14 protein-coding genes are annotated in these 22,323 nt (G+C 36.2%); 1 reads left to right on the forward strand and 13 read right to left on the reverse strand.

Going from position 1 to position 22,323, the window contains the following annotated elements; genetic code table 11:
* Positions 1 to 190 precede the first annotated feature (190 nt).
* The 11 genes from QL232_RS16960 to QL232_RS17010 all read right to left on the reverse strand — a co-directional run bounded on the left by QL232_RS16960 (position 191) and on the right by QL232_RS17010 (position 17,379).
* A complete protein-coding gene (locus QL232_RS16960; RefSeq protein ID WP_168885020.1) occupies positions 191 to 1,423 on the reverse strand; it encodes a family 43 glycosylhydrolase in 1,233 nt (410 codons plus the stop codon).
* 59 nt (positions 1,424 to 1,482) lie between these two features.
* Positions 1,483 to 2,490, reverse strand: a complete 1,008-nt coding sequence (locus tag QL232_RS16965; RefSeq protein WP_168885019.1) for an L-rhamnose/proton symporter RhaT — start codon at positions 2,488 to 2,490, stop codon at positions 1,483 to 1,485.
* A 9-nt stretch (positions 2,491 to 2,499) separates the two neighbouring features.
* Entirely contained in the window at positions 2,500 to 3,540 is a 1,041-nt protein-coding gene (locus QL232_RS16970) for an aldose epimerase family protein (protein WP_281615042.1), read from the reverse strand.
* 44 nt (positions 3,541 to 3,584) lie between these two features.
* Positions 3,585 to 4,694, reverse strand: a complete 1,110-nt coding sequence (locus QL232_RS16975) for a mandelate racemase/muconate lactonizing enzyme family protein (protein WP_281615043.1) — start codon at positions 4,692 to 4,694, stop codon at positions 3,585 to 3,587.
* A 57-nt stretch (positions 4,695 to 4,751) separates the two neighbouring features.
* The gene (gene aldA / locus QL232_RS16980; RefSeq protein WP_281615044.1) at positions 4,752 to 6,218 is read right to left on the reverse strand and encodes an aldehyde dehydrogenase; all 1,467 of its coding nucleotides are present in this window, start codon (positions 6,216 to 6,218) and stop codon (positions 4,752 to 4,754) included.
* A 111-nt stretch (positions 6,219 to 6,329) separates the two neighbouring features.
* Positions 6,330 to 7,094 carry an SDR family NAD(P)-dependent oxidoreductase gene (locus tag QL232_RS16985; protein ID WP_281615068.1) on the reverse strand — a complete coding sequence of 255 codons (765 nt, stop codon included), beginning with the start codon at positions 7,092 to 7,094 and terminating at the stop codon, positions 6,330 to 6,332.
* A 67-nt stretch (positions 7,095 to 7,161) separates the two neighbouring features.
* Entirely contained in the window at positions 7,162 to 8,196 is a 1,035-nt protein-coding gene (locus tag QL232_RS16990; protein WP_281615045.1) for an alcohol dehydrogenase catalytic domain-containing protein, read from the reverse strand.
* 16 nt (positions 8,197 to 8,212) lie between these two features.
* The gene (locus QL232_RS16995) at positions 8,213 to 10,798 is read right to left on the reverse strand and encodes a glycoside hydrolase family 2 TIM barrel-domain containing protein (protein ID WP_281615046.1); all 2,586 of its coding nucleotides are present in this window, start codon (positions 10,796 to 10,798) and stop codon (positions 8,213 to 8,215) included.
* Between the two features lie 198 nt (positions 10,799 to 10,996).
* The gene (locus QL232_RS17000; protein WP_281615047.1) at positions 10,997 to 12,571 is read right to left on the reverse strand and encodes a hypothetical protein; all 1,575 of its coding nucleotides are present in this window, start codon (positions 12,569 to 12,571) and stop codon (positions 10,997 to 10,999) included.
* Between the two features lie 27 nt (positions 12,572 to 12,598).
* Positions 12,599 to 14,314, reverse strand: coding sequence for a RagB/SusD family nutrient uptake outer membrane protein (locus QL232_RS17005; protein ID WP_168885011.1), 1,716 nt, complete (start codon positions 14,312 to 14,314; stop codon positions 12,599 to 12,601).
* A gap of 20 nt (positions 14,315 to 14,334) precedes the next feature.
* Positions 14,335 to 17,379 (reverse strand): TonB-dependent receptor, encoded by a 3,045-nt coding sequence (locus QL232_RS17010; protein ID WP_281615048.1) that lies wholly within the window; start codon positions 17,377 to 17,379, stop codon positions 14,335 to 14,337.
* A 536-nt stretch (positions 17,380 to 17,915) separates the two neighbouring features.
* On the opposite strand from QL232_RS17010, the gene QL232_RS17015 reads away from it, so the two are divergent.
* Positions 17,916 to 19,385, forward strand: a complete 1,470-nt coding sequence (locus QL232_RS17015; RefSeq protein WP_281615049.1) for a hypothetical protein — start codon at positions 17,916 to 17,918, stop codon at positions 19,383 to 19,385.
* A 59-nt stretch (positions 19,386 to 19,444) separates the two neighbouring features.
* Here the strand turns inward: QL232_RS17015 and QL232_RS17020 are convergent, their stop codons facing one another.
* Positions 19,445 to 20,425, reverse strand: coding sequence for an AraC family transcriptional regulator (locus tag QL232_RS17020; RefSeq protein WP_281615050.1), 981 nt, complete (start codon positions 20,423 to 20,425; stop codon positions 19,445 to 19,447).
* An 80-nt stretch (positions 20,426 to 20,505) separates the two neighbouring features.
* Entirely contained in the window at positions 20,506 to 22,074 is a 1,569-nt protein-coding gene (locus QL232_RS17025; RefSeq protein ID WP_281615051.1) for an arylsulfatase, read from the reverse strand.
* Positions 22,075 to 22,323: the final 249 nt, after the last annotated feature.

A 22,323-nucleotide genomic window follows, 5' to 3' on the forward strand; every position in this document is an offset into this window, starting at 1 on the left:
CTATTGGAAGTGTTGTCAGTGTTAGATGAAATATAGCAAATAAAAAAATCTATAAAACTAACTATGCTGAGAGCCACTTTGTGATAAGGTAAACTTACACTGTTCACCTCTTAATTTGGATGTTTTCACACTCGATTTTAACTGAACAATGATGAAAAAGGGCGAATTTCTTCGCCCTAATCAAGTTTTTTTATCGAGTCGCCTTCTTATTGGCCGCCTTCTCGTTTTTTGCAGTATGTGCTGTTTTTCTTCTTCCTTGGAACCTTTGAATGTGCTGATAATCGTAATTATGATATTTATGTGTTAAACCCCATCCAAAGATGGCAAACCCTTCATTTGTATTTAAACTTCTGTTCAATCCCATGGCATGTGGTGCTCCAGGAATCGACGCTTGAATATTGAAGTTAATACCATCGGCAGCAAATTGTACTGTTCCTTTTTCTGGACCGTCAGTTGTGATCAATGACATAATACCATCTTTATGTTTCCAAACACAAATCTCATGACCAGAGTTTGAAATAGGATTGTATGGCGATTTCACATAGGGTCCTAACGGATTATCAGCGATAGCTACACCATGTCTAATCTGACGACCACCAAATGTAATTGCTTCACCCATTTGCTCGCCTTTATAATACAGGTAGAACTTTCCTTTGTAAGGGATGATACATGGATCATGTACTTTATGGCTATCAAAATCTCCTTTTTTCTCTACTAGGAATCTATTTTGTTCTTCCCCTTTCCAAACACCGTTATCTGCAGGACTTAAGATCGGTTCTGATAATTTCTTCCAAGGTCCTCGTGGAGAATCTGCATAAGCTAAACCAACTTGATTTTTAGTTCTTACATTGTAAGGTGACTTAATTGTTTGGTAGCATAAGTAATACTTTCCATCATATTCCATTACTTCTGGAGTAAATACCGAACGATCATCAAAAGTACCTTTGTCACCTCTTTCTACGGCAACACCTTCTTCTTTCCATGTCCATCCATCATGAGAGGTAGCGTACCAAATATCACATCTATCCCAAGGGAAAACTTTTTCGTTTTCAATGTCTCCACCAAAACCATCAGTTTTACCTACCGATTTTGAATAGAATACATAATATAAACCATCAATAAATAATAAGGCAGACGGATCTCTTCTTACTACTCCTTCTTCGTAAGCCAAATCTCCCTTTAGGTTATGTACAGAAAACTCCCCAAACCAATCATTATTTAAAGAATCTGGCCAATCTAGTGCTCTCTTTGATGCCGCACTTAAATGATTAATGTCTGTAATCCCCAAGAAGTCTAGCTTCTCTTTTGAAACATTAGAATAATCACCTTTCACCTCTGCCTGAGGAGCTGTTGGCTTTGTACAAGCAGAAAAAATACTTGTGCCTAGTAAAAATAGTCCTGTTAGTATACTTAAGTTTTTCATAATGATATCTTGAATTCGAATAGATCATTGTCCATTCATTACATACTCTTTTTTGTTTGTTAGATTAAACTATTACCAAATGCAATTACTGTGATGCCTACAATCATACAAGAGAGTCCTACATACAAAGATTGTTTGGCTTGCTTTGGTGCCTCTATCCATTCTTTTGTGATCAACCCACCTATAATAGCCACACCAACAGATACGGTATTAAAAATAGCGTAACCTACTGTACCTCCATTTTGACCTAACTTAAATGCTGCATAGGCAAAAAGTGCGGATGCTGAGAAGTTAAAAATTCCCATTAGCGTTGTTAAAAGGGTGTTCTTCGGGAAAGAAGGAGTAATAAAATTATGCCATAGTTTCTTTGCCGATAATTGATAGATAAAATACGAAGCGATAGACAAACCACCAAAAATGTATATAATATACATCACAACAATGGCACTCACCCACTCCGGATTACCATTTGCTACACAAGCTTCGTAGATCACTCCGCCTCCAACTGTATTCGCATAATTAAAACCTGTTGCGAGAAGACCACCTACCACAGCAATTGCAATTCCTGTTACCATCGAATCACTTTTTACTTCTGATTCTTTTTCAGATTCTTTTTGCTTTAATAAACCTGCTCTACCATTGCTCATCACACCTATTAAAACAATCATAATACCTAGCATGATTGTACCAAATACATGTACTTCAGGAATTCCATCAATCATAAATGGAATCAGAGAGCCTATTAAAATAATTGTGCCTATAAATAGTGAGAACCCTAACGATAATCCAATATAATTAATGGCTTTACCCCACATCATTACACCAATACCCCATAAGAAACTAGCGATTCCCATTCCCACTAATACATTTGTAGGAATAGATAACAGGATATCTCCAAAGTTGTCGACCATTAAGTAGGCTGCGATATTGGGGATAATAAATGTATTGATCATGAAGAACAAGCCCCATGTATTCTCAAACTCAAACTCTTTGGTGAATTTTTCAGGTAATGCATATAACCCTAGCATCAAACCTGCAAAAACTGACCATAATATTCCTTCGATCATGATTATTTTTTAGTTAAATGAAAAGACTGTTGTACTAGTATATGGTTGATCTGGAGTAGTGAATACCCGTGGAGCATCCGCGATGTTAGGGCCATTAGGAAAACGATGTGTTTCACAACAAAAGGCCTTATATCGTCCATATTGATCACCACTTTCTCTTTTTAAAGCATCAGAAGTAAAATAGCCAGTGTAAAACAACATACCTGGTTCTGTTGTCGATACTTCTAAAGAAATATCCGACGCTAAATGTTTAAATTCCGCTACTTTTTTTAATGATTCTGAGGGATCAAATAAGAAATAATGTTCACACCCCGTTGCTAACTCTGCAAGTACTTCATTGAGTAGCTTTCCTTTTTTAAGGTCTAAAATAGAGCCATCAACTGCCACTTTCTCACCCACAGGAACATTCGTCGGATCTGCCTTTAGAAATTCATCTGCTAAAATCTTTACCTGATGATTTCCAATCTGTTCTTTAAATCCTGACAAGTTGAAATACGTATGATTCGTCAACGAAATTGGCGTTTTCTTGTCTGTGGTAGCATGGTAAACGATCTCAATGGCATTGTTATTCATTAAAGTAAAAGTCACTTCAATCACTACATTACCAGGAAAACCTTCTTCCATGTCATTACTTTTGCGTTGGAAAGTAATACTATCCCCTACTTCTGAACTGACTTCATTAACACATTGCCATAACTGCTTATCTAACCCTTTTATTCCTCCATGTAAATGATTGGGGCCATCATTAGTTGCAACACTATACTTTTCACCATCAATAGAGAATTGGCCATCTTTTATTCTTGATGCAAAGCGACCTACTGTACAACCAAAATAAGGTGCATTGGCTTTATATTCTTCTGAAAAATACCCAGACAACTGATCAAAACCGCAGGCTACTTCTGTTACATTGCCTTTTTTATTTGGCACTTGAATAGACGTAATTGTAGCTCCCAAAGTCATAATTTTCACTATCATTCCTTTGGTATTTTTTAATTCATACTGAAAGACTTTATAGCCTTCATGTACTCCAAATAAGTTGCTTTTGATCATGATGTTGTTTGGTTATTTATTGATGTATTGATGATGTGTGACAGCTATACCAATTCTGTTGATTTAATTTCGAAAGGGCTCAGTTTTTCCCAATCAAATACAACACCAGTACCTGGAGCATCTGAAGCTACTGCTCTAAAGTTCTCCACTACTAATGGTCTTGTTGTATATTCGTCGATAGGGAAACTATGTACCTCTAACCAACCCGAATTTTCTTGTGAAGAGACCAAGCTTACATGTAATTCTTGCATACCATGTGAACAAACAGGAATACCGTTTTCTTTGGCAAGCTTAGCCGCTTTTAACCACCCTGTTACACCTCCACAGTTAGATGCATCTGGCTGTACAAAAGAAAGTTTAGATTGTTCCATTGCATATTCAAATTCATGAATGGTATGCAAGTTCTCTCCCATAGCCACTGGTACACCCGTTTTCTCTGTAATTTCTGCGTAACCCTTATAATTGTCTGGAATAATCGGCTCCTCAAACCATGTGATATTATAAGGCTTGAAACGATTCGCACATTCAATTGCTTTTTCTACAGTCATAGAGTAATTGGCGTCTACCATAAAGGTTACATCATCGCCTATATATTCTCTTACTGCTTTGATACGTTCGATATCTTCGTCCAGGTTTTCTCTACCTATCTTTATTTTCACCGCATTGAACCCTCTATCCATATAAGATTGCATATTGTTCAAAAGCTTTTCTATTGGAAACATCAAATCGATACCTCCACAATATGCCTTACATGTATTTCCTTGACCACCTGCCATTTTCCAAAGTGGTTGGTCAGCCATTTTACATTTGATATCCCATAGAGCAATATCTACTGCAGAGATGGCAAAAGAAGCAATACCTCCTCTACCTACATAATGGATATGCCATTCCATGAAGTCATAAATGCCATCAATATCAGCTCCATTTTGTGATAAAAGTGCAGGTGCTAAATCATGATCCAACATAGCTTTTATTGCCTTTCCTCCTTTACCTCCCGTATAGGTATATCCTGTTCCAGACACGCCATTTTCAAGAGTAATCGTTGTTGTTATCAACTCAAAGTGATAGTGATCCCCATGCTTTGCATCAGATAATACTTCTGGCAAAGGAACCTCAAATAACCTTGTTTTTATATCTTTAATTGCTGTTTTCATATCTATAAAGGAAAAGTAAGGAGCTAAGTAAAAGTCTTACTCCTTACTTAATCCTGTTTAGTATTTTACATAAAATGTTTTCTTCTCCATGTATTGCTCAAAGCCATACTTTCCGTCTTCTCCACCTGTTCCACTAAGCTTGTATCCATTATGGAATCCTTGATGTTGCTCGCCATGACCTCTGTTGACATAAATCTCACCAAATTCAAGGTCATCATTTAGTTGCATGATCGTATTAATGTCTCTAGTGAAAACCATCGCTGCTAGACCAAACTCACAATCATTTGCGTATTTAACTACTTCATCAAATTCTTTGAACTTTAATACAGGTAGTATTGGACCAAAAGCTTCTTCATGTACAATGGTCATGTCTTGAGTTACATCTGTAATTACAGTAGGCTCAAACCAGAAACCTTTATCAAATTCTTTTCCTGCAGGTTTACCACCACCATGAGCAATAGTAGCTCCTTCTTCTATGGATTTAGCCACTAAGTGTTCCATGTTCTTGATCTCAGAAGCATTCACTTTAGGTCCCATAGTCGTTGACGATTCTAATGGGTTTCCAACCTTAATGGCCTTCACTTTTTCCATAAAACGCTCCATGAATACATCATAAATCGCTTCATGAACATACATTCTTTCATTACAAGTACATACCTGACCACAGTTATCAAATCGAGAACTGAAACAGGCATCTACAGCTAAATCGATGTCCGCATCAGGAAATACGATTGCTGGTGCTTTTCCTCCAAGCTCTAACTGAACATGAGCTAAATGCTCTGATGCAGTTTTAAAGATTTGTTGTCCAGCAGGTGTTGAACCAGTCATTGTGACCATTTTAGTAATTGGATTCGCCACTAATGCATTACCCAATACTCTACCTTTACCCGTTACGATATTGATAAGTCCCTTAGGAATACCCACTTTCTCAGCAATGTATCCTAATTCTAAAGTCGCTAATGGTGTTTCCTGAGTTGGTTTGACAACAATGGCATTTCCCGCTACTAGCGCTGGACCGATTTTTCTACCAGCCAACGCCAACGGGAAGTTCCATGCTGTTATCGCCACAATCACACCACGAGGTATTTTTTGAATCCAGATTTGTTCTCCTGGATTGCTAGAGGGCATAATGTCCCCCTCAATATGTCTTGCCCAGTCGCAGGCATATTCGATAAAAGTAGCTGTTACTTCTACCTCCATTTCTGCTACTGATAATAGTTTGCCTTGTTCTCTTGTCAGTAAGTTGGATAGGAATGGTTTGTTTGCTCTAATTTCTGCAGCAAACTTTCTCATTAGATTCGCTCTTTCAATAGAAGGTAGCTTCTTCCATTCCTTCTGTGCTTTCTCTGCAGCACTAAGTGCCAAATTCGCCTCGTGTTCGTCTCCTACTTGGACAACACCAACGATATCTTCGTTAATTGGGCTTATTACATTTTCTGTAACTCCTGAAGAGGCTTTGATCCATTCTCCATCAATAAATAAGTCATATTCTTTGACTTCTGCTGCTGCTAATACTTCAGACATAATCGATTAGTTTTCTGGTTTAAGAAAAAAGAGGACTGCATCATCTAGTGCGTATGAAATTGATATCGGCAGTCCCCATTTTCAATCATTCAAATTATATATATTCATTGTTTAGCGTCCCATCCATCCGCCATCTACAAGCATTACGCTGCCATGCATATAGGCAGCAGCCTGTGAGGCTAAGAAGACTACTGGTCCTGCAAAATCTACTGGGTCACCCCATCTTCCTGCAGGAATTCTTGAAAGTATAGATTGTGCTCTTTCAGGATCATTTCTTAATGCCTCAGTATTATCTGTGCTGATATACCCTGGAGCGATAGCGTTTACATTTACACCTTTCCCAGCCCATTCATTTGCAAAAGCCATTGTTAATTGTCCAATCGCTCCTTTACTTGCTGCATAACCTGGAACGGTAATACCTCCTTGGAAAGTTAATAATGAAGCAGTGAAGATCACTTTACCTTCTCCTCTTGCCACCATTTCTTTTCCTATTTCTCTTGTTAAGATGAACTGTGCATTTTGGTTTACCTCAACTACTTTATCCCACATTTCGTCGGGATGTTCTGCCGCTGGGGCTCTTAAAATCGTACCCGCGTTATTGACTAAAATATCAATTTTAGGATGGTTTCCTTTTACTGTTAAAATGAAGTCATACAATGATTTTCTATCAGAAAAGTCACATTGGTAAGCTTTAAACTTTCTACCTCTTGCTTCTACTTCTTTCTGTACATCACTTCCTTCTAATTCTAGTGATGCCGAGACGCCAATAACATCTGCACCTGCCTCAGCCAAACCAATTGCCATGGCTTTACCAATACCTCTTTTACAACCTGTAACTAATGCGACTTTATCTTTTAATTGGAAGTTATCTAAAATGCTCATTGTTTCTCTATTTAATATAAAATGTGAAGATTGAATCTTAGTTTTTGAATAGGATTTATAATTAGTTGTCCAGATTTAAATCATTGCATCTAATTAAGTATTTCATCCCTTCTGGATTGTTATCAATTTCATCGAATACAGATTGGATATTATCCAGATCATCTACTTTTGTGATGAGTTTTTCAAAAGGAACAAAACCAGAATCGGCAATACGAATTGCTTCTTCATAGTCATCTTCTTCATAAAGTCTAGCACCTAATAGTTCGATTTCCGACCAGAAGAATTTAAATAAATCTACCTTCTTTTGCTCACCTCCATGGATCGCAACCATCACAATTCTTCCTCTTACATTAACCACCTCAGTCATCGTCTGAACACCTGGAGCTGAACCTGATACTTCAAAAGCACAGTCAATCATTTTCTCATCTGTCAATTCAGAAATTCTTTCTGTTAGGTTTTCTTTGGCAGGATTGATTGTTGTAAAACCTAAATCGTTTAGCATTTTCAACCTGACCTCATTCACTTCTGAAATCAATACATTGGCTCCTTTCTCTTTTAGAACATAACCGATTAATGTACCAATTGGGCCTCCGCCAATAACCAAACAATTTTCGCCTTTTGTGACTCTACCAATTTTAACATCATGACATGCCACAGCTAATGGCTCAACAAATGCACCATGCATTAAGCTTAACTGTTCTGGAAGTTTATGTAATGTATAAGCAGGTACGGTCCAAGAATTCTGAAATGCTCCACTTGAATCTATACCAATGAATTTCAAATTCTTACCCACATGTTTGAATCCTTTATCAAACGGGTGTTCATCTCCAAAATTTAATGGGCGTACAGCAACTTTATCACCTACTTTTACATTCGTTACGCCTTCACCTACTTCTGCTACAACAGCAGAAGCTTCATGACCAACTGTTTGTGGAGGACTTACTCTCTGGTCCATCACTCCATGAAAAATATGTACATCTGTGCCACATACTCCACAGTAAGCCACATCCAATCTCACCTCACCTTTTCCAGGTTTAATTGATTGTCCTTCACCTACTGAAATTTTTCCTTTCGATTCATAAAATGCTGCTTTCATCGTCTTATCCTTTTGTTTAGTTCAATTCTGCAAATACGTCTTCTTGGTCTTCCTTATCATCGCCAATAGTTAGAAGAATCTTATCTTCTGAAAGTCCATCAACTGTTGCTTTAACTTCTACATCTACTGCATCTTTTGTAGATTGAAGTACCAGTAATGCTCTTCCTTTATCTGTCTCTATTTTTCTTAATGTATGATTCTGAATATTAGTTACAGCGCCATTATCAACGCCCAATACCCTTAAGTACTGTGGGATATCGAAATTGATAATTCTCTCCTCATGACGTACCGGATTTCCTTGTCCATCCACTAATTGAGCAACTACATGTGCTACTTCATAACGGTCATTTTCCAATCTCCTTTTATCAAGGGTTAGCTTCACTTTTTCAGGTTCCCCTGCCGTAACTAATTTCGTTTCTGTAGTGATACCGCCTTTTTTACCAATAGCTGATAGTTCCCCTTTTTCAAATGGAACGGCCCACTTGTAAATGTGATCTTCAAACTGATCTAATGTTTTCACACCTAAGCTTTTACCATTTAAAAACAGTTCAATTTCTTCAGAATTAGAGTACAGTTCTACGCTAATCATCTGTCCTTTGCTATAATTCCAATGGTTGTTTACATCATGCCATTCCCATAATGCCGTTTTCCAGGCCTCAGGATTTTTTGCTACTAACTCTCCTTTTTTGTTGAGTTTATTAATTGATTTTTCTATCGATTGAGTAGCAATAAAAGTATGAGGTTTATCAGACCACAATGTCTTTATCATATGATAAGAAGGCTTAGGAAAACCTGCAAAATCAACCATACCCGCATCATTACCTTTAGCTGGCCAATTCGCTCTGATTTCACCTAAATAGTTTATACCTGTCCAGAAGAAAGTACCAGCAATAAATGGTCGATCCATAATGGCTTTCCATTCATGATATTGAGCTAAGTTTTCTGTACCCATGATTACTTTATCTGGATAGTTTTCATGACCGTAATCGTATAAAACTCTTCGGTAACTATACCCTACAATATCTAAAGATTGACCGTATTTTGTTTCATGTGATGCTGAAGGAAGAATACAGTTTGCCGTAACAGGTCTAGTTAGATCCATCTCTTTAGTCCACTTCACTAGCATTTCTGCTGTATTTCCGATTGTATGTTCCTGTTTTGGTAAACGGTCTAATTCATTCTTAATCTCTTCTCTTGAATATGGAGATTTTGACCAAAAATAATTACCATTCCAATTCATATTCCCAAAGAAACCTGTGGCCTTCGAAATACGCGGATAAGTCCACTCGATTTCGTTACCAATACTCCATTGAAATACCGAAGGGTGATTTCTGTGTGATAAGATCACTGATTTTAAATCACTTTCAGCATATTCTTGGAAGTAATTTGTATATCCTTCTGTCTCAAAGTTTTGCGACTGTTCTTTTTGGTTCCATCTTTTGTCTTTAGGGTAATCCCATTCGTCAAAAAATTCGTCTTGAACTAAGAAACCTAACTCATCACATAAATCTAAAAACTCGTTTGAAGCTGGGTTATGTGCCACTCTAATTGCATTACAACCACCTTCCTTTAATACCTCTAATCGTCTGCGCCAAACATCTTTTGGTACAGCAGTACCCACTAAACCTGCATCATGGTGTAGGCAGACTCCTTTAATTTTCATGTTCTGTCCATTCAAGAAAAAACCGGAGTCTGCATCGAATCGTATGTTTCGTACACCGAAATTGGTAACTAGTTCATCAACTTGTCCATTATCAACAACCAGTTTTGTTTTCGCCAAGTATAACTTTGGATTGTCCACGTCCCAAAGTTCTGGATCAGTCAAGTTTACTTGTTGGTTTAGCTTAATTGTACTATTCGCTTTTATCAGTTTGTTGTCAGAAGTTTTAGTTATAAATTTTCCGTCTTGATTATAAATTTCTGTTACTATTTCAATATTTTTATCTATTGAATAACCATTATTAATGTCTGTCTTAAGTTGTACTAAAGCTTTCTCTTTAGAAACTTCAGGAGTAGTAATAAATGATCCCCAAACAGGAATATGTAGTTTGTCAGTTACTATTAACTCTACATTTCTGTAGATACCTGCACCAGTATACCATCTACTGTCTGCATAATTGCGATGGTCTACCTTTACAGCAATTGTATTTTCTTTATTTGATTGAAGATATGGAGTTAAATCATAATAAAATGGAGAATATCCATAAGGGTGAAAACCTAGTTTTTTACCATTTAGATATACCTCAGACTTATTATAGACACCATCAAATAGGATAAATGCCTTTTGATTTTTCGTTAGTGATAGGTGAAAGTTCTTTTTGTACCAACCAATTCCTCCACCATAGATATATCCCGTGGCTGGAGCAAATTCTGCATTGGCCGAATCGTAATCGTGTTCAATGACCCAATCATGTGGAAGTCGCACCTCTTCCCATTTTGTTTTAGGAACTTCATTAAGTTGTAGATCTGCCTGATCTACATTTAATAAAGCGAATTCCCAATCAAAATTGAAGTCGTTATTTCTTTGAGGTAGGTTTGCCTTTTTCTCTTGGCATCCTATCAGCCCAATACATATCAATATACTTATTAAATAAAATCTCATTGTCCTGTCCTTTCAAGTTGTTGCTAATTTTCTCCCTTCATTAAATTGGTTTACACTCTATATAATATGACATTTATGATACCTCAAACATTAGATTTATTAATGTTAGGAGTAAGAAAGGGCTGCTGTAATTTTTGAAAATTACAGAAAAAAACAGCAGCCCAAAATTTTAAATATTTACTTTACCCATAAGGGGTTTTATGGTCTTAAGCTTACCTCTACGATACTGAAATCATCCACATAGTAAGTTAATGGAACACCACCACCATATTCGTTAAACGCTCTTAGTGTTGGCACTTTGCTTTCACCATCTCTACAAGTATAGATTCCGAAACTAGCTTCGTACCACTCATTTTGTGGACTACCTCCAGATAACTCAGCTCTGTTTGTCCATGTTGCATTAAAGTCAACTTCAAAACCAGCCCATGCTGTATAGTTATCAATATAGATCATGGCAGTAATTAGGTAAGTTTTACCCGCTTCTGTTGGCACTTCATGACCGCTTCCGCTATCATCAACATGAACCATTGCCATGTTTGCTGATGCATCTGCCATATGAATTTTCAAACTTTTTGATCCTGAGTACGCTTTCTCTGAAGTAACTTCAGCAGTGTAATTGTCCCAAGAACCACCCCAGCCTGCTGCTGCATAGTTAGAATTTAAAGAGTTCTCAATTCCTTGATCAAAAGTTGACGACTCAAGGATATTTACTAATCCGCCAATAGAAATTAACTGATCACTAAATGCATCCACTTCCTTACCATCTAATGAAGTAAGGTTGCCTGGTGTATAGGTTACAGTAGCTACATCATCGTAGTAGATCACTTCATCTTCCAATTCAAGTAAAACGATGTTTGCCGCATCTTCATCCAAAGAAGCAGAAGTTACAGTTACAGATTTGTCAATTCCTTTGTCCGTATTTACTAAGTGAATTGTAAATGTTGCTGCATCTACAGTTTCTGGATTGATCTCTCTACTGAAATCTAGTGCTACTTTCTCTCCAACTGTATAAACTCCTGTCAATTCAACAGGGTGAGTTGAAGGTACCACTTTAATTAAGTTCAGCAAGCTTAAAGTATCTGCTCCAAATGGTCTATCTCTACTTGCTACAACTGAAGTAGAAAATTCACCTAACCTTTTATATTGTACAAAAGTTTCTGCAGCTGTACCTTCAAGAATCTGAGTTTCATCGTATGCCATAGTTGCTGGATCACCACCCTCAAATTCATAATTTACATTTTCAGGAGAACCTTTCGAATCAAATACATACTTAACATAAAGACCTGCAAGGATTTCATTTGTTACACCACTTGTTAAGTCCAACTCTGTTTCTGTACCATCAATATCAATTACATAGGCTTTTAAAGAAACGTCTACCGGTTCTAATACTGTGACAGTATAAGCCGTATCAATTTGGCTTCCCATTAAAACCGTATCTACATAAGCAGAACTACTAAAAGTTTGCGCCAACTCTACTTTATGTTCTCCTACTTCATTAAATGTAACATGAATTACATCTTCCGAAGAAGTTGAGGAAGTTGAACCGTCCATAATTGCACCACTTGGAATTGTCCATGTTCTAGAAGTTACACCTCTAGATACATCACCAAATGAGATCTTTCCTCCAACTTCAACTTTATTGTCGTAGTCAGCTTCCGATGTATACACTACATGGTGGTTTGGTTCTTCTGAAGGAGCCTCCCATTCATTGGCGTTACAGCCAATCAGCATGGCAATCATTGAGAAGAATACTATATAATTTAGTTTTTTCATTTCAATTTCAGTGTTTAGTTTAGAAAATTACTGAGATAAACCTGTGTTGATTTGTGTTTCACCCGTTGGAATCGGGAAGTAATCATGAGTATTCGAGTCGTAGATATCTGCCGCTACTTGGTAGTCTGGTCTCACTCTTTCAACAATGAAAAGTGGTGCTGCATTTTCAATCGACTCAAAGTTGTTTAATCTCCAATCTTCATCTGCCTTATTCTGAGTTAATACCTCCTGAACATTACCCCAACGTACTAGGTCTCTCCATCTATGCCCTTCAAAACATAACTCTAATGGTCTTTCTACCATTCTTAAGTGAGTTCTTACAGTTTCAACAGAAGGAGTAACTAATTCATGTGTGCCATGAACTTGTACTGATCGATGTAATGCCGGGAATTGACCCGCATTTTCTAAAGTATAAGTTTCCAATGTTTTTACACCTGCTCTAGAACGAATCATATCGATGTAAGTCATTGCTGTTTGGAAGTCGCCAGTAGATTCAAGAACTGCTTCAGCATACATTAGTAATACATCTGCATAACGGATATGTCTCCAGTTAATACCTGAACGTTCTTGAGAATCTTCGTATTGAGTTTGATACCAATTCGAATGTTTCTTCACATAAGCAGATTGCCCATATGCCCATCCAGTTTTTGTACCTGACTCTTCTTCAAAATATAGATCATCATAGTTAACAGGAACAATAGAAGCATTCATACGGATCGAATGTTCTTTACCTTCGTTTGCTGAATTTGTAGGATCTAACTCATCATAAACCATTAATTCATGCAAATAGTAAGATGTCAACACCGTGTTGTAACCGCCAGCACTTAAAGGTGCTGTTTGCCATGCTAATCCTGTAGCTTCACCAGAAGTTTCATTAGGATTATCATCAACTGTTTGACCAGGAGCACCCGGTTTTAACACATCTGAGTATGTTGTTTCGAAGATAGACTCAGCATTAAATTCATTAAGGTCTGTATGGTTATCAATAAGTTCTGACGTTAATGAATATACTCTGCTATCAATTACTTCTTTGAATGTTTCTGCAGCACCTGCAAAATCCTGATTGTAAAGTTTTGCTTTACCAATTAATGAAGTAGCGGCACCCCAAGTTGCTCTACCAATATCTCCTTTGTCTGTCCATTCTTGAGGTAAATTTGCTTGTGCAAACTCTAAATCTGGCATAATAACAGATTCATATACCTCTGCCATAGTAGAAGTAGGACGGTTGAACTCTTCTTGGCTTTTAACAACAGAAGTGTGTACAACTGCTTTTCCGTATGTATTGACTAATTCGAAGTAGTAAAAAGCTCTAAGGAATCTTACTTGTGCTTCGAACGATACTTTTTCATCATCTGTTAATTCAGTATCTTCATTACCAAGGTTTTCTAAAACTTGGTTTGCTCTGAAGATACCAATGTACAACTCATTCCATCTGTTTTGTACATACTCTGATGCGTCATTTACAGTCAGTTCTGCAAAAGGATATTGAGGGTACCAGTTTTCAGTACCGGCTAAATCACCTCTTACCATATCGTACGATCTGTTAGAACCACTTACAGAACCAAACTGAAGTGCTGCATAAACAGTATTCGTCGCTTTATTAAAATCCTCATTTGTTTTCCAGAAAAATGCTGGAGTAATACTATTCGGATTATCTTGAGTTAAAAATTCATCTTCGCTACAGCCCATCATCACAAAAGCTGCAAGAACACCACCGGCGATATATTTTTTAATATTTTTCATCTATTACGTCTTTTGTCTGATTAGAAGTTTAATTTCATACCTGCTAATAATCTTCTTGTTACAGGGTAGTTACCCGCATCTACACCTCTCATGTATAGACCATCTCCACCAATTTCTGGATCGTAACCTTTGTACTTTGTGAAAGTGAAAGGATTTTGAGCTGTAACATAGAATCTTAACTGATTGATCTTGTCTTTAAACAATTTCTTAGGTACAGTATATCCTAAAGTGATATTTCTTATTCTTAGGTATGAACCATCTTCTAAGAAGTAATCAGAACGCGCTCTAGTGTTTTCATGCTCTTGGTTGTTTCTTGCTGAAGGTACATCAGAATTAGGATTCTGAGGTGTCCACATATACACTTGATCTTTGTGACGAGATCCACCATAAGCATATAAAGCTGATCCGTTGTAAATTTTAGATCCATGTGAGTAATACAATTGCATGTAGAAGTCAAAACCTTTATAAGAAGCATTGATACCCATACCCATATTGAACTTCGCTTGTCCAGAACCTGCATACACTCTATCGTTATCATCAATTACACCATCATCATTTTGATCTTTGTACATGATGTCACCAAGCATTGCTGATCCATTCAATTCTCTATATTCTTCTAATTGTTCTTGTGTTTTAATCACACCTTCATTTTCAAGTAAGAAGAATGCACCTGCTTCGTATCCTTTAATTAAGAAAGTTGTAGGGTCTGTTCTTTCTCCTCTTGTCAATACAGGAACACCACCGCTAAGAGCAAAACCTTCTAAACCATTAAGGTCAGTTACTTTGTTTCTATTTTGTGCATAAGTACCTGTAACACTCCAATTGAAGCCATTTTCATATGCTTGCTTGTACGTTAATGAGAACTCCATACCCTTATTGTACATGTCACCTGCATTAACAACAATATTATTATAATGGTTAACTGCTCTTGTTACCCAAGTACCTGAAGAAGGTGCTAAACGTTGGTTCAACAACATATCCTCTTTATCGTTCTTATAGAAATCAGCAGTAAACTGTAATCTATCGTTGAACATACTCAAGTCTAAACCAATATTCTTTGCAATAGTAGTTTCCCACTTAATGCCTTCATTAGAATATTGTCTTTGAATAGCACCAATACCTAACTCTTCGCTTCCTTCTGGTCCGAATGGATAATCAACACCTGCCTCAATTACTGGCATCCACATGTATGGATCAATGTTTTGGTTACCTACCTCACCATATGATGCTCTAACTTTTAAGTTTTCAATAAATGATAAACCTGATGCATTTTTGAAGAATTGTTCTTCTGAGATATTCCAACCTGCTGATCCACCAAAGAAAGTACCGTAACGATTCTCTGGAGAGAAGTTCGACGATCCATCATTTCTTACTGAGAATGAAACTAAGTAACGATTATCATAGTTATACTGAGCTCTAAACATTTTACCTGTTAGTGTCTGCGTATTTTCATAACCGTATGGTTTTGTGGCTGTTTGACCTGCACTTAATACTGGTGTATCGTTAGATAATAAACCTACTACACCTACACCTGTTTGCTTACTGTGGTATTCTTCCCACGAGTATACTGCTGTAAGACCAATTGTATGTTTACCAAACTGTCTGTTGTACTTTAAGATGTTTTCTAAAGTAGTACCTGTATTTAAGGTATTTTCTTGATTTAACATCGCATCTACATTTGAACCTGCAGGTACTAGACCGTTTTCATTGTAAACTAAAAACTCTGGTCTGAAGAAGTTTCTCTCGTAATCCCAAGTATTTCTACCCAAGTTTACTTGATACGATAATCCTTTTACAATCTCATACTCCATTGATAAGGCCATATTTGTCGACATTACATCTCTAACATCAGAGTTTTGTAACTGACGTGCTAACCAACCAAATTGTAAAGCGTTTTGTGATTCAACAAATACTGAATTGCCACCTACTAATTCCAAATCTCCTAACGGTTGTTCGTAAGGCTTTTGAATTACAGCATATTCGTATAAGCCCCAAGGCTCTTGATTTGTCTTCTCATCTGTAATAGCTACTGAAGCAAAAGCTCTAAATTTGTTCTTCTTAAATTCACCATTTAAACGAGTGGAGAATCTTTCGAATCCAGAATTTGCCATTACACCATCTTGGTTAAAGTAGTTAGTAGAAACATTGAATTTTACGTTTCTAGAACCACCTGAAATACCCAAGTTATACGATTGCATCCCTGCATTATCATTCTGTACATCACCCACGAAATCGCTATTGTTGTACAATGCATTAGGATTAAATACAAAGTGAATAGGTTTTTGACCAATTGCAGCTAACCTAGTCTCCTCTACGTACATTTGTTCTGTCGTATTCATTAATGGAGTACCAGAAGTAATGTTTTGAATACCAGCATAAGCGGAGAAATCTACATTAAAAGAATCCTCTTTACCTCTTTTCGTAGTAATCAAAATAACACCACCTGCAGCTCTTGTACCGTAAATCGATGCTGCTGCACCATCTTTCAGTACCTCAATACTTTCAATTTGTTCAGGTGCAATATTTGGATTCCCTTGAAAAGGAATACCATCTACTACATAAAGTGGAGCTCCTGCTGAAGTTGCCGAAACAATACCACGAATTTGGATGTTGGATTCAGCACCCGGTCTACCCGAACTTGCCTGAACATCAACACCTGCAATTTGACCTTGAAGAGATTCTCCTAAGTCTGATGTCGGTACTTTTAAGATCGCTTCTGATTTAAGAGACCCTACGGCACCTGTAATTTCTTTCTTTTTCTGCGTACCATATCCAATAACTACTACCTCGTCTAGAGCTTCAGTATCCATACTAAGTTGGATATTCAACTCTGTTTGTGTTGTAATATTTACAACTTGTTCCTGATATCCGATGTATGTGATAACTACATTCGAACCAGGTTTTACTTCCAGTGAATATTCACCTTCAAAGTTAGTTGTTGTTCCCTGTGTTGTTTTTTGAATAAAAATATTCACACCAGGTAACGGCTCATTTGTTTCAGCGTCTGTCACTCGCCCTCTTAAAATATTCTGTGCGTAACTATCTACAGTAATGATAGAGAGCATTATGAAAGTCAGAATAATTTTAAAAAAATCATAAGCTTTACTCATACTCATAATAAGTTAGATTAAAAAAGAGCAGCCTGCTAATCATTTCATTTCAAAGTTAAGTATTTAAAAAATCAGCGGACAACTAGTTAGAATTAATAAGTGTTCGCGAAACCCTTAACAAAGATGTGAAAAAGAAATTTATTTCTCATATATTTGACTAGATCAAAACTCAACAGAATGATTTTTTGGTCAAAATACCAATAAATTCAACTAGACACGTTATTTGTAATCATCTACAAACCAACTATTTAAATTTTACAAAAACCATATTTTTTGAAAAAATGACTAGACATCTAACTCTGATTTTTCTCTGTATTTTTGCTCTTAAATCGAGTTGTTTTTCCAAAGAAAAAATCTCTTCAAACTCTGGAAATTCAATAAAAAATGAAAAAAAATCTCTTGTTCAGAAAAAATTGAGTGTAAAAAGTACACAAAATTTATTAGAACAAGCCGACGCAATTAAATTTAGTTATCCCGATAGTGCGATATCCATGTATCAGTACTCTATTTCGGAATCTATTAAGTTAAAAGATAGCTTAACTTGGATACAATCCTTAATTGGACTTTCCAATTTATATGCTCATAATGGTCACTTTGGTCACTCTTATGATGGCTATTGGGAAGCTTTAGGAATTGCTGAAAAAATTGATGACGATTTATCAAAGGTAAATATCTACAATGGCTTAGGTTGGCTCTATAGTTTCTACGAAAGAGACAACCTTTCTAATGACTACTTCAACAAAGCATTAGAAATCACAAAAGCGAATGGGAAAATTAGTCCAAAAGTATTAGTAGATAATTATTATGCCATCGCAACTCTGGCTAGAAAACGTAATGAATACGAAAAAGCCAGAGCCTATTTAGATAGTTGTTTAATTACAAAAGAACTTCACCCCGACTTATTACAAGAAGGAAATGCTTTTATCGATGCTGAATATGGTTATATCTATTATGAGGATGAAGAATATGAAGCCGCTTTAAAGACTCTCCTTCCATTAAACAAATACTTTACAGAAAAGCAACATAGTTATTTGGTGATCTTCCACTACTTTATTGGAAACATTTACCAAGAATTACATCAGAATAAAGAAGCTGAAAAATACTACCGTAGTGCAATCAGTGCCGGTCTTAAACATAAAAGTCACTCCGATTTGTTTCCTCTTATTTATGAAGAACTCTCTAAAGTGCTGACTAAATCAAACAGGTACAAAGAGGCTTACAAGATGTTGAAAATTTCTAAAGACCTTAATGAAAAGCAATTTGGTAGTAGAAATATTTCCAACAAACGCTTTATGGAAATCAAGGATCAGTTTAGGAAAAAACAACAACAACAAAAAGAACTACTACAACAACAAGAGTTACAACGTCTAAAACAAGAAAGTAAAATCAATTACTTAAGAAATTTAATTTTCTATGTGACTATAGGCGGTTTGGTATTGGTTGTATTTTTTGTATACCGTAACCTTCGCAATAAATACAAGGCAAAGCAATTACTATTTATTGAGAAGCAACGTTTCGAAAAAGAGAAGATCAAGGAAGTTCTTGAAATCAAGAATAAAGAGTTGACTTCCTCTGTTTTACAAATTATTCAGCATGAAGAAACACTTGCTGAAATTAAGAAAGAGTTAGTAGAACAAAAGAAAAACCCTGATCCTAACCAGATCAATAAGCTTGCAAAAAAGATTAACCTTAATACCAATAATAATTGGAAAGAGTTTGAAGCAAGATTTGTTGAGGTAAATGAAAACTTCTATAAAGAGTTAAATGAGCGTTTTCCTAAACTTACTCAAGGTGATCAAAAAATATGTGCATTGATTAAATTAAACTTTGATAGTAAAGGAATGTCTAAATTATTGGGTATTTCAACAGAGTCTGTACATACAACGAGATATCGATTAAGGAAAAAATTAGGGTTGTCAAGACAAGATAATCTAGAAGAGTTTATTTCACAGATAGGATAAAAAAGGACCCTCATTGGATGCAATATCTAATGAGGGCTTTTTTGTTAGATGAAACCAAATTAGAGGTTTTGAAATTCACTGGGTGATTTTCCGAATTTCTTTTTGAAAGCAAATGAGAATTTAGAAATTGATTTATACCCGTACATTCTTGATATCTCTGTAATGGTCATATTTTTAGTCGACAAACTTATTTTTGCCTGTTCTAATCGATAATTTTGATGAAAACGATGCAGTGAAGTTCCAAAGACATTTTTAAAATCCCTTCTTAGTTTTGATACAGAGAATCCATATTCTTGTGCCAATTCTTCCAAAGAAGGGGGATGTTCGAAAGTACTTAATATATCGTCTTTAATTTGTAGCAATGCCTCTAAATCATTTTGATGAATAAACTTTTCATTGGTTACTTCTCTGCTTAGAATCCTTTCATAGAATAACCCAATAGCTTCACTTGATCGAGCAATAATCAAGGAATTTACCACTGGTGCGGGCTTATCTAACTCTTTTAAGTGGAATAATTCTTTTAGCAACAAATGTATTTCAAGGGATATGTGATCATATATCATCCAAGTTTTATCGGTATTAAAAACATCGCCAAAATAATCAGCAAAAATTAGAAAGTTACTCTTTAACACTTCACTGGATGCCCTCACACCTAACCACTGATGAACCTGATCCTTACGCATCAATACATCAAAAGTAAGTGCCGTATCAAAAATAGCCATCCCCTCAGTCAACTGAGTTTCTTGGTGATCAAAAGGATGTCCTCTCATAAAGTCCCCTTTGTAGGAAAAACGGAAACATAGGTGTCTGTTTTCTTTTTTATTACCAATAAAAGTTACTCGATGGTCTTGCTTAAATGAAATCGTATTTAAAGAGATCTCAATTCCTTCACTTAGTCTAAAATACCTGATTTCAATATCAAACAGTTCATCAGAAACCTTATATATCTGATCCTTTATACTACCACCATATAGGGATTGTAATTGAAGTATGAGATCATAATTACTTCCTTCCTTTATTTTTATATGGGGTATTTCCATCTTATACTATTTGATATTTATTTGATTGAGCACCTACTACCCTATTGAATAGTAGGCACTCCTAATTTAATTAATTATGCTTATTTCTTATCGAATTGACTTTTCATCTCCTCTAAATCAGACATAAATTTCTTCATTCTGAATGTTTCATAGCCAATATCTGACATATTAACTTGGAAGCCCATTTGGAAAGGATATTGATCCATAGTGCCTAAGAACTCCTTCACTTTTGCTCCTGCCGGTACCATTACCCACATTTGATCTACCAACCAGCGGAAGTACATTTCCGATTCAAACTTGGCTGTCTCAAATGGATCAGACTTAAGGTTTGTTACTGTTGGCCAAGCAGTACTTTGTCTTACTGCTGTTCTGAAGTTACCTTCTAATTGAGTAAATGAGATTTTCAAATCATCGATTCTTAAAGCATCAAATTTACCATTTTGGGCAAAGTAATAGATTTCATGTCTAGGTCCTTCTTCTTCTTTTCCTTGGAAATAAGGCAAGAAGTTATACCCATCAAGATGTACTCTCCATTCCTTTCCGTTCGCTTCGAAACCATTTTTTGCATCGGCAACAATATCATCGTACCCCGCAGCGGCAGCTAATGTAGGCAACCAATCTTCATGAGACATAATATCGTTAATTTCTGCTCCAGCCTCGATCACACCAGGCCATTTTACTAATTGAGGCACTCTCATACCTCCTTCGTATGTTGTTCCTTTTTCACCATGAAAAGGTGTAGTACCACCATCAGGCCATGTGAACTTTTCAGCTCCATTATCAGTCGAATAAATAACGATAGTATTATCATCTACTCCTAATTCTTCAATTAGATCTAACAATGTACCTACCTGATTATCATGCTCAACCATGCCATCAGGGTACAATCCTTTACCGGTAACTCCAATCGATTCCTCTTTCAATCTAGTATGAATATGCATTCTAGAAGAGTTAAACCATACAAAGAAAGGTTGGTCACTTTTCACTGCATTCTCGATAAACTGAGTCGATGCCGCCAAGAATTCATCATCAACCGTTTCCATACGTTTACGTGTTAATGGTCCTGTATCAGAAATTCTACCATCAGCATAAGTATGTAGAACACCTCTAGGGCCATATTTTTTTCTGAATTCAGGGTCCTTAGGGTAAGTCTCTGTCTCAGGTTCTTCTTCTGCGTTTAAGTGATATAAATTTCCAAAGAACTCATCAAAACCATGATTTGTTGGAAGGTGCTTATCTTGATCACCTAAATGATTTTTACCAAATTGAGCCGTAGTATATCCTTTCTCTTTTAGCACATCTCCAATAGTCGGAGCCCAATCTGGAATACCATGATCGGCTCCCGGCATACCAATGGTTAACAAACCTGTTCTAAAAGGATGCTCTCCTAATGCAAAAGCTGAACGTCCTGCCGTACAAGATTGCTGTGCATAATGATCGGTAAAAATCGCACCTTCTTTTGCGATTCTATCGATATTGGGTGTTCTATACCCCATCATACCTCTATTATAAGCTGAGATATTCCAAAAACCAATGTCATCACCCCAAATCACCAAGATATTGGGTTGTTTCTGTTTCGATTTTTTTTTCTGAGCAAAGGTCCCAAACGATATGATGGTCACTAAAATTAGTAAGGATATTTTCTTCATCAATTCTACTATTTGTAATTCAATACTGTATCAGTTTATCTGATTTATGATGATATAAACGACAAGAAAATATTCTCGATTTTACTTTCATGTTCTCTGATTTTACCCTTATGTTCTTTATTAATTTCTACTTCTAATAACACTATGAAAAAGATCTCCTCATGGAATCATAAGGAGATTTCAGTATTATTTTCTATTTTAGAAATTGTATCATGACAACAACAATTAGGTATTGATTTACTCAGAGAA

Origin of the sequence: Flammeovirga sp. SubArs3, from assembly GCF_947387565.1 — a bacterium.
GTDB lineage: Bacteria > Bacteroidota > Bacteroidia > Cytophagales > Flammeovirgaceae > Flammeovirga > Flammeovirga agarivorans.

Bases quoted from the DNA above. Each gene is read 5' to 3' on its own strand.
- QL232_RS17010 (WP_281615048.1), bottom strand. From the start codon at position 17,379: ATGCTCTCTATCATTACTGTAGATAGTTACGCACAGAATATTTTAAGA.
- QL232_RS17000 (WP_281615047.1), bottom strand. From the start codon at position 12,571: ATGAAAAAACTAAATTATATAGTATTCTTCTCAATGATTGCCATGCTG.
- QL232_RS17025 (WP_281615051.1), bottom strand. From the start codon at position 22,074: ATGAAGAAAATATCCTTACTAATTTTAGTGACCATCATATCGTTTGGG.
- QL232_RS16975 (WP_281615043.1), bottom strand. From the start codon at position 4,694: ATGAAAACAGCAATTAAAGATATAAAAACAAGGTTATTTGAGGTTCCT.
- QL232_RS16960 (WP_168885020.1), bottom strand. From the start codon at position 1,423: ATGAAAAACTTAAGTATACTAACAGGACTATTTTTACTAGGCACAAGT.
- QL232_RS16995 (WP_281615046.1), bottom strand. From the start codon at position 10,798: ATGAGATTTTATTTAATAAGTATATTGATATGTATTGGGCTGATAGGA.
- QL232_RS17020 (WP_281615050.1), bottom strand. From the start codon at position 20,425: ATGGAAATACCCCATATAAAAATAAAGGAAGGAAGTAATTATGATCTC.
- QL232_RS16970 (WP_281615042.1), bottom strand. From the start codon at position 3,540: ATGATCAAAAGCAACTTATTTGGAGTACATGAAGGCTATAAAGTCTTT.
- aldA (WP_281615044.1), bottom strand. From the start codon at position 6,218: ATGTCTGAAGTATTAGCAGCAGCAGAAGTCAAAGAATATGACTTATTT.
- QL232_RS16990 (WP_281615045.1), bottom strand. From the start codon at position 8,196: ATGAAAGCAGCATTTTATGAATCGAAAGGAAAAATTTCAGTAGGTGAA.
- QL232_RS17005 (WP_168885011.1), bottom strand. From the start codon at position 14,314: ATGAAAAATATTAAAAAATATATCGCCGGTGGTGTTCTTGCAGCTTTT.
- QL232_RS16965 (WP_168885019.1), bottom strand. From the start codon at position 2,490: ATGATCGAAGGAATATTATGGTCAGTTTTTGCAGGTTTGATGCTAGGG.
- QL232_RS17015 (WP_281615049.1), top strand. From the start codon at position 17,916: ATGTATCAGTACTCTATTTCGGAATCTATTAAGTTAAAAGATAGCTTA.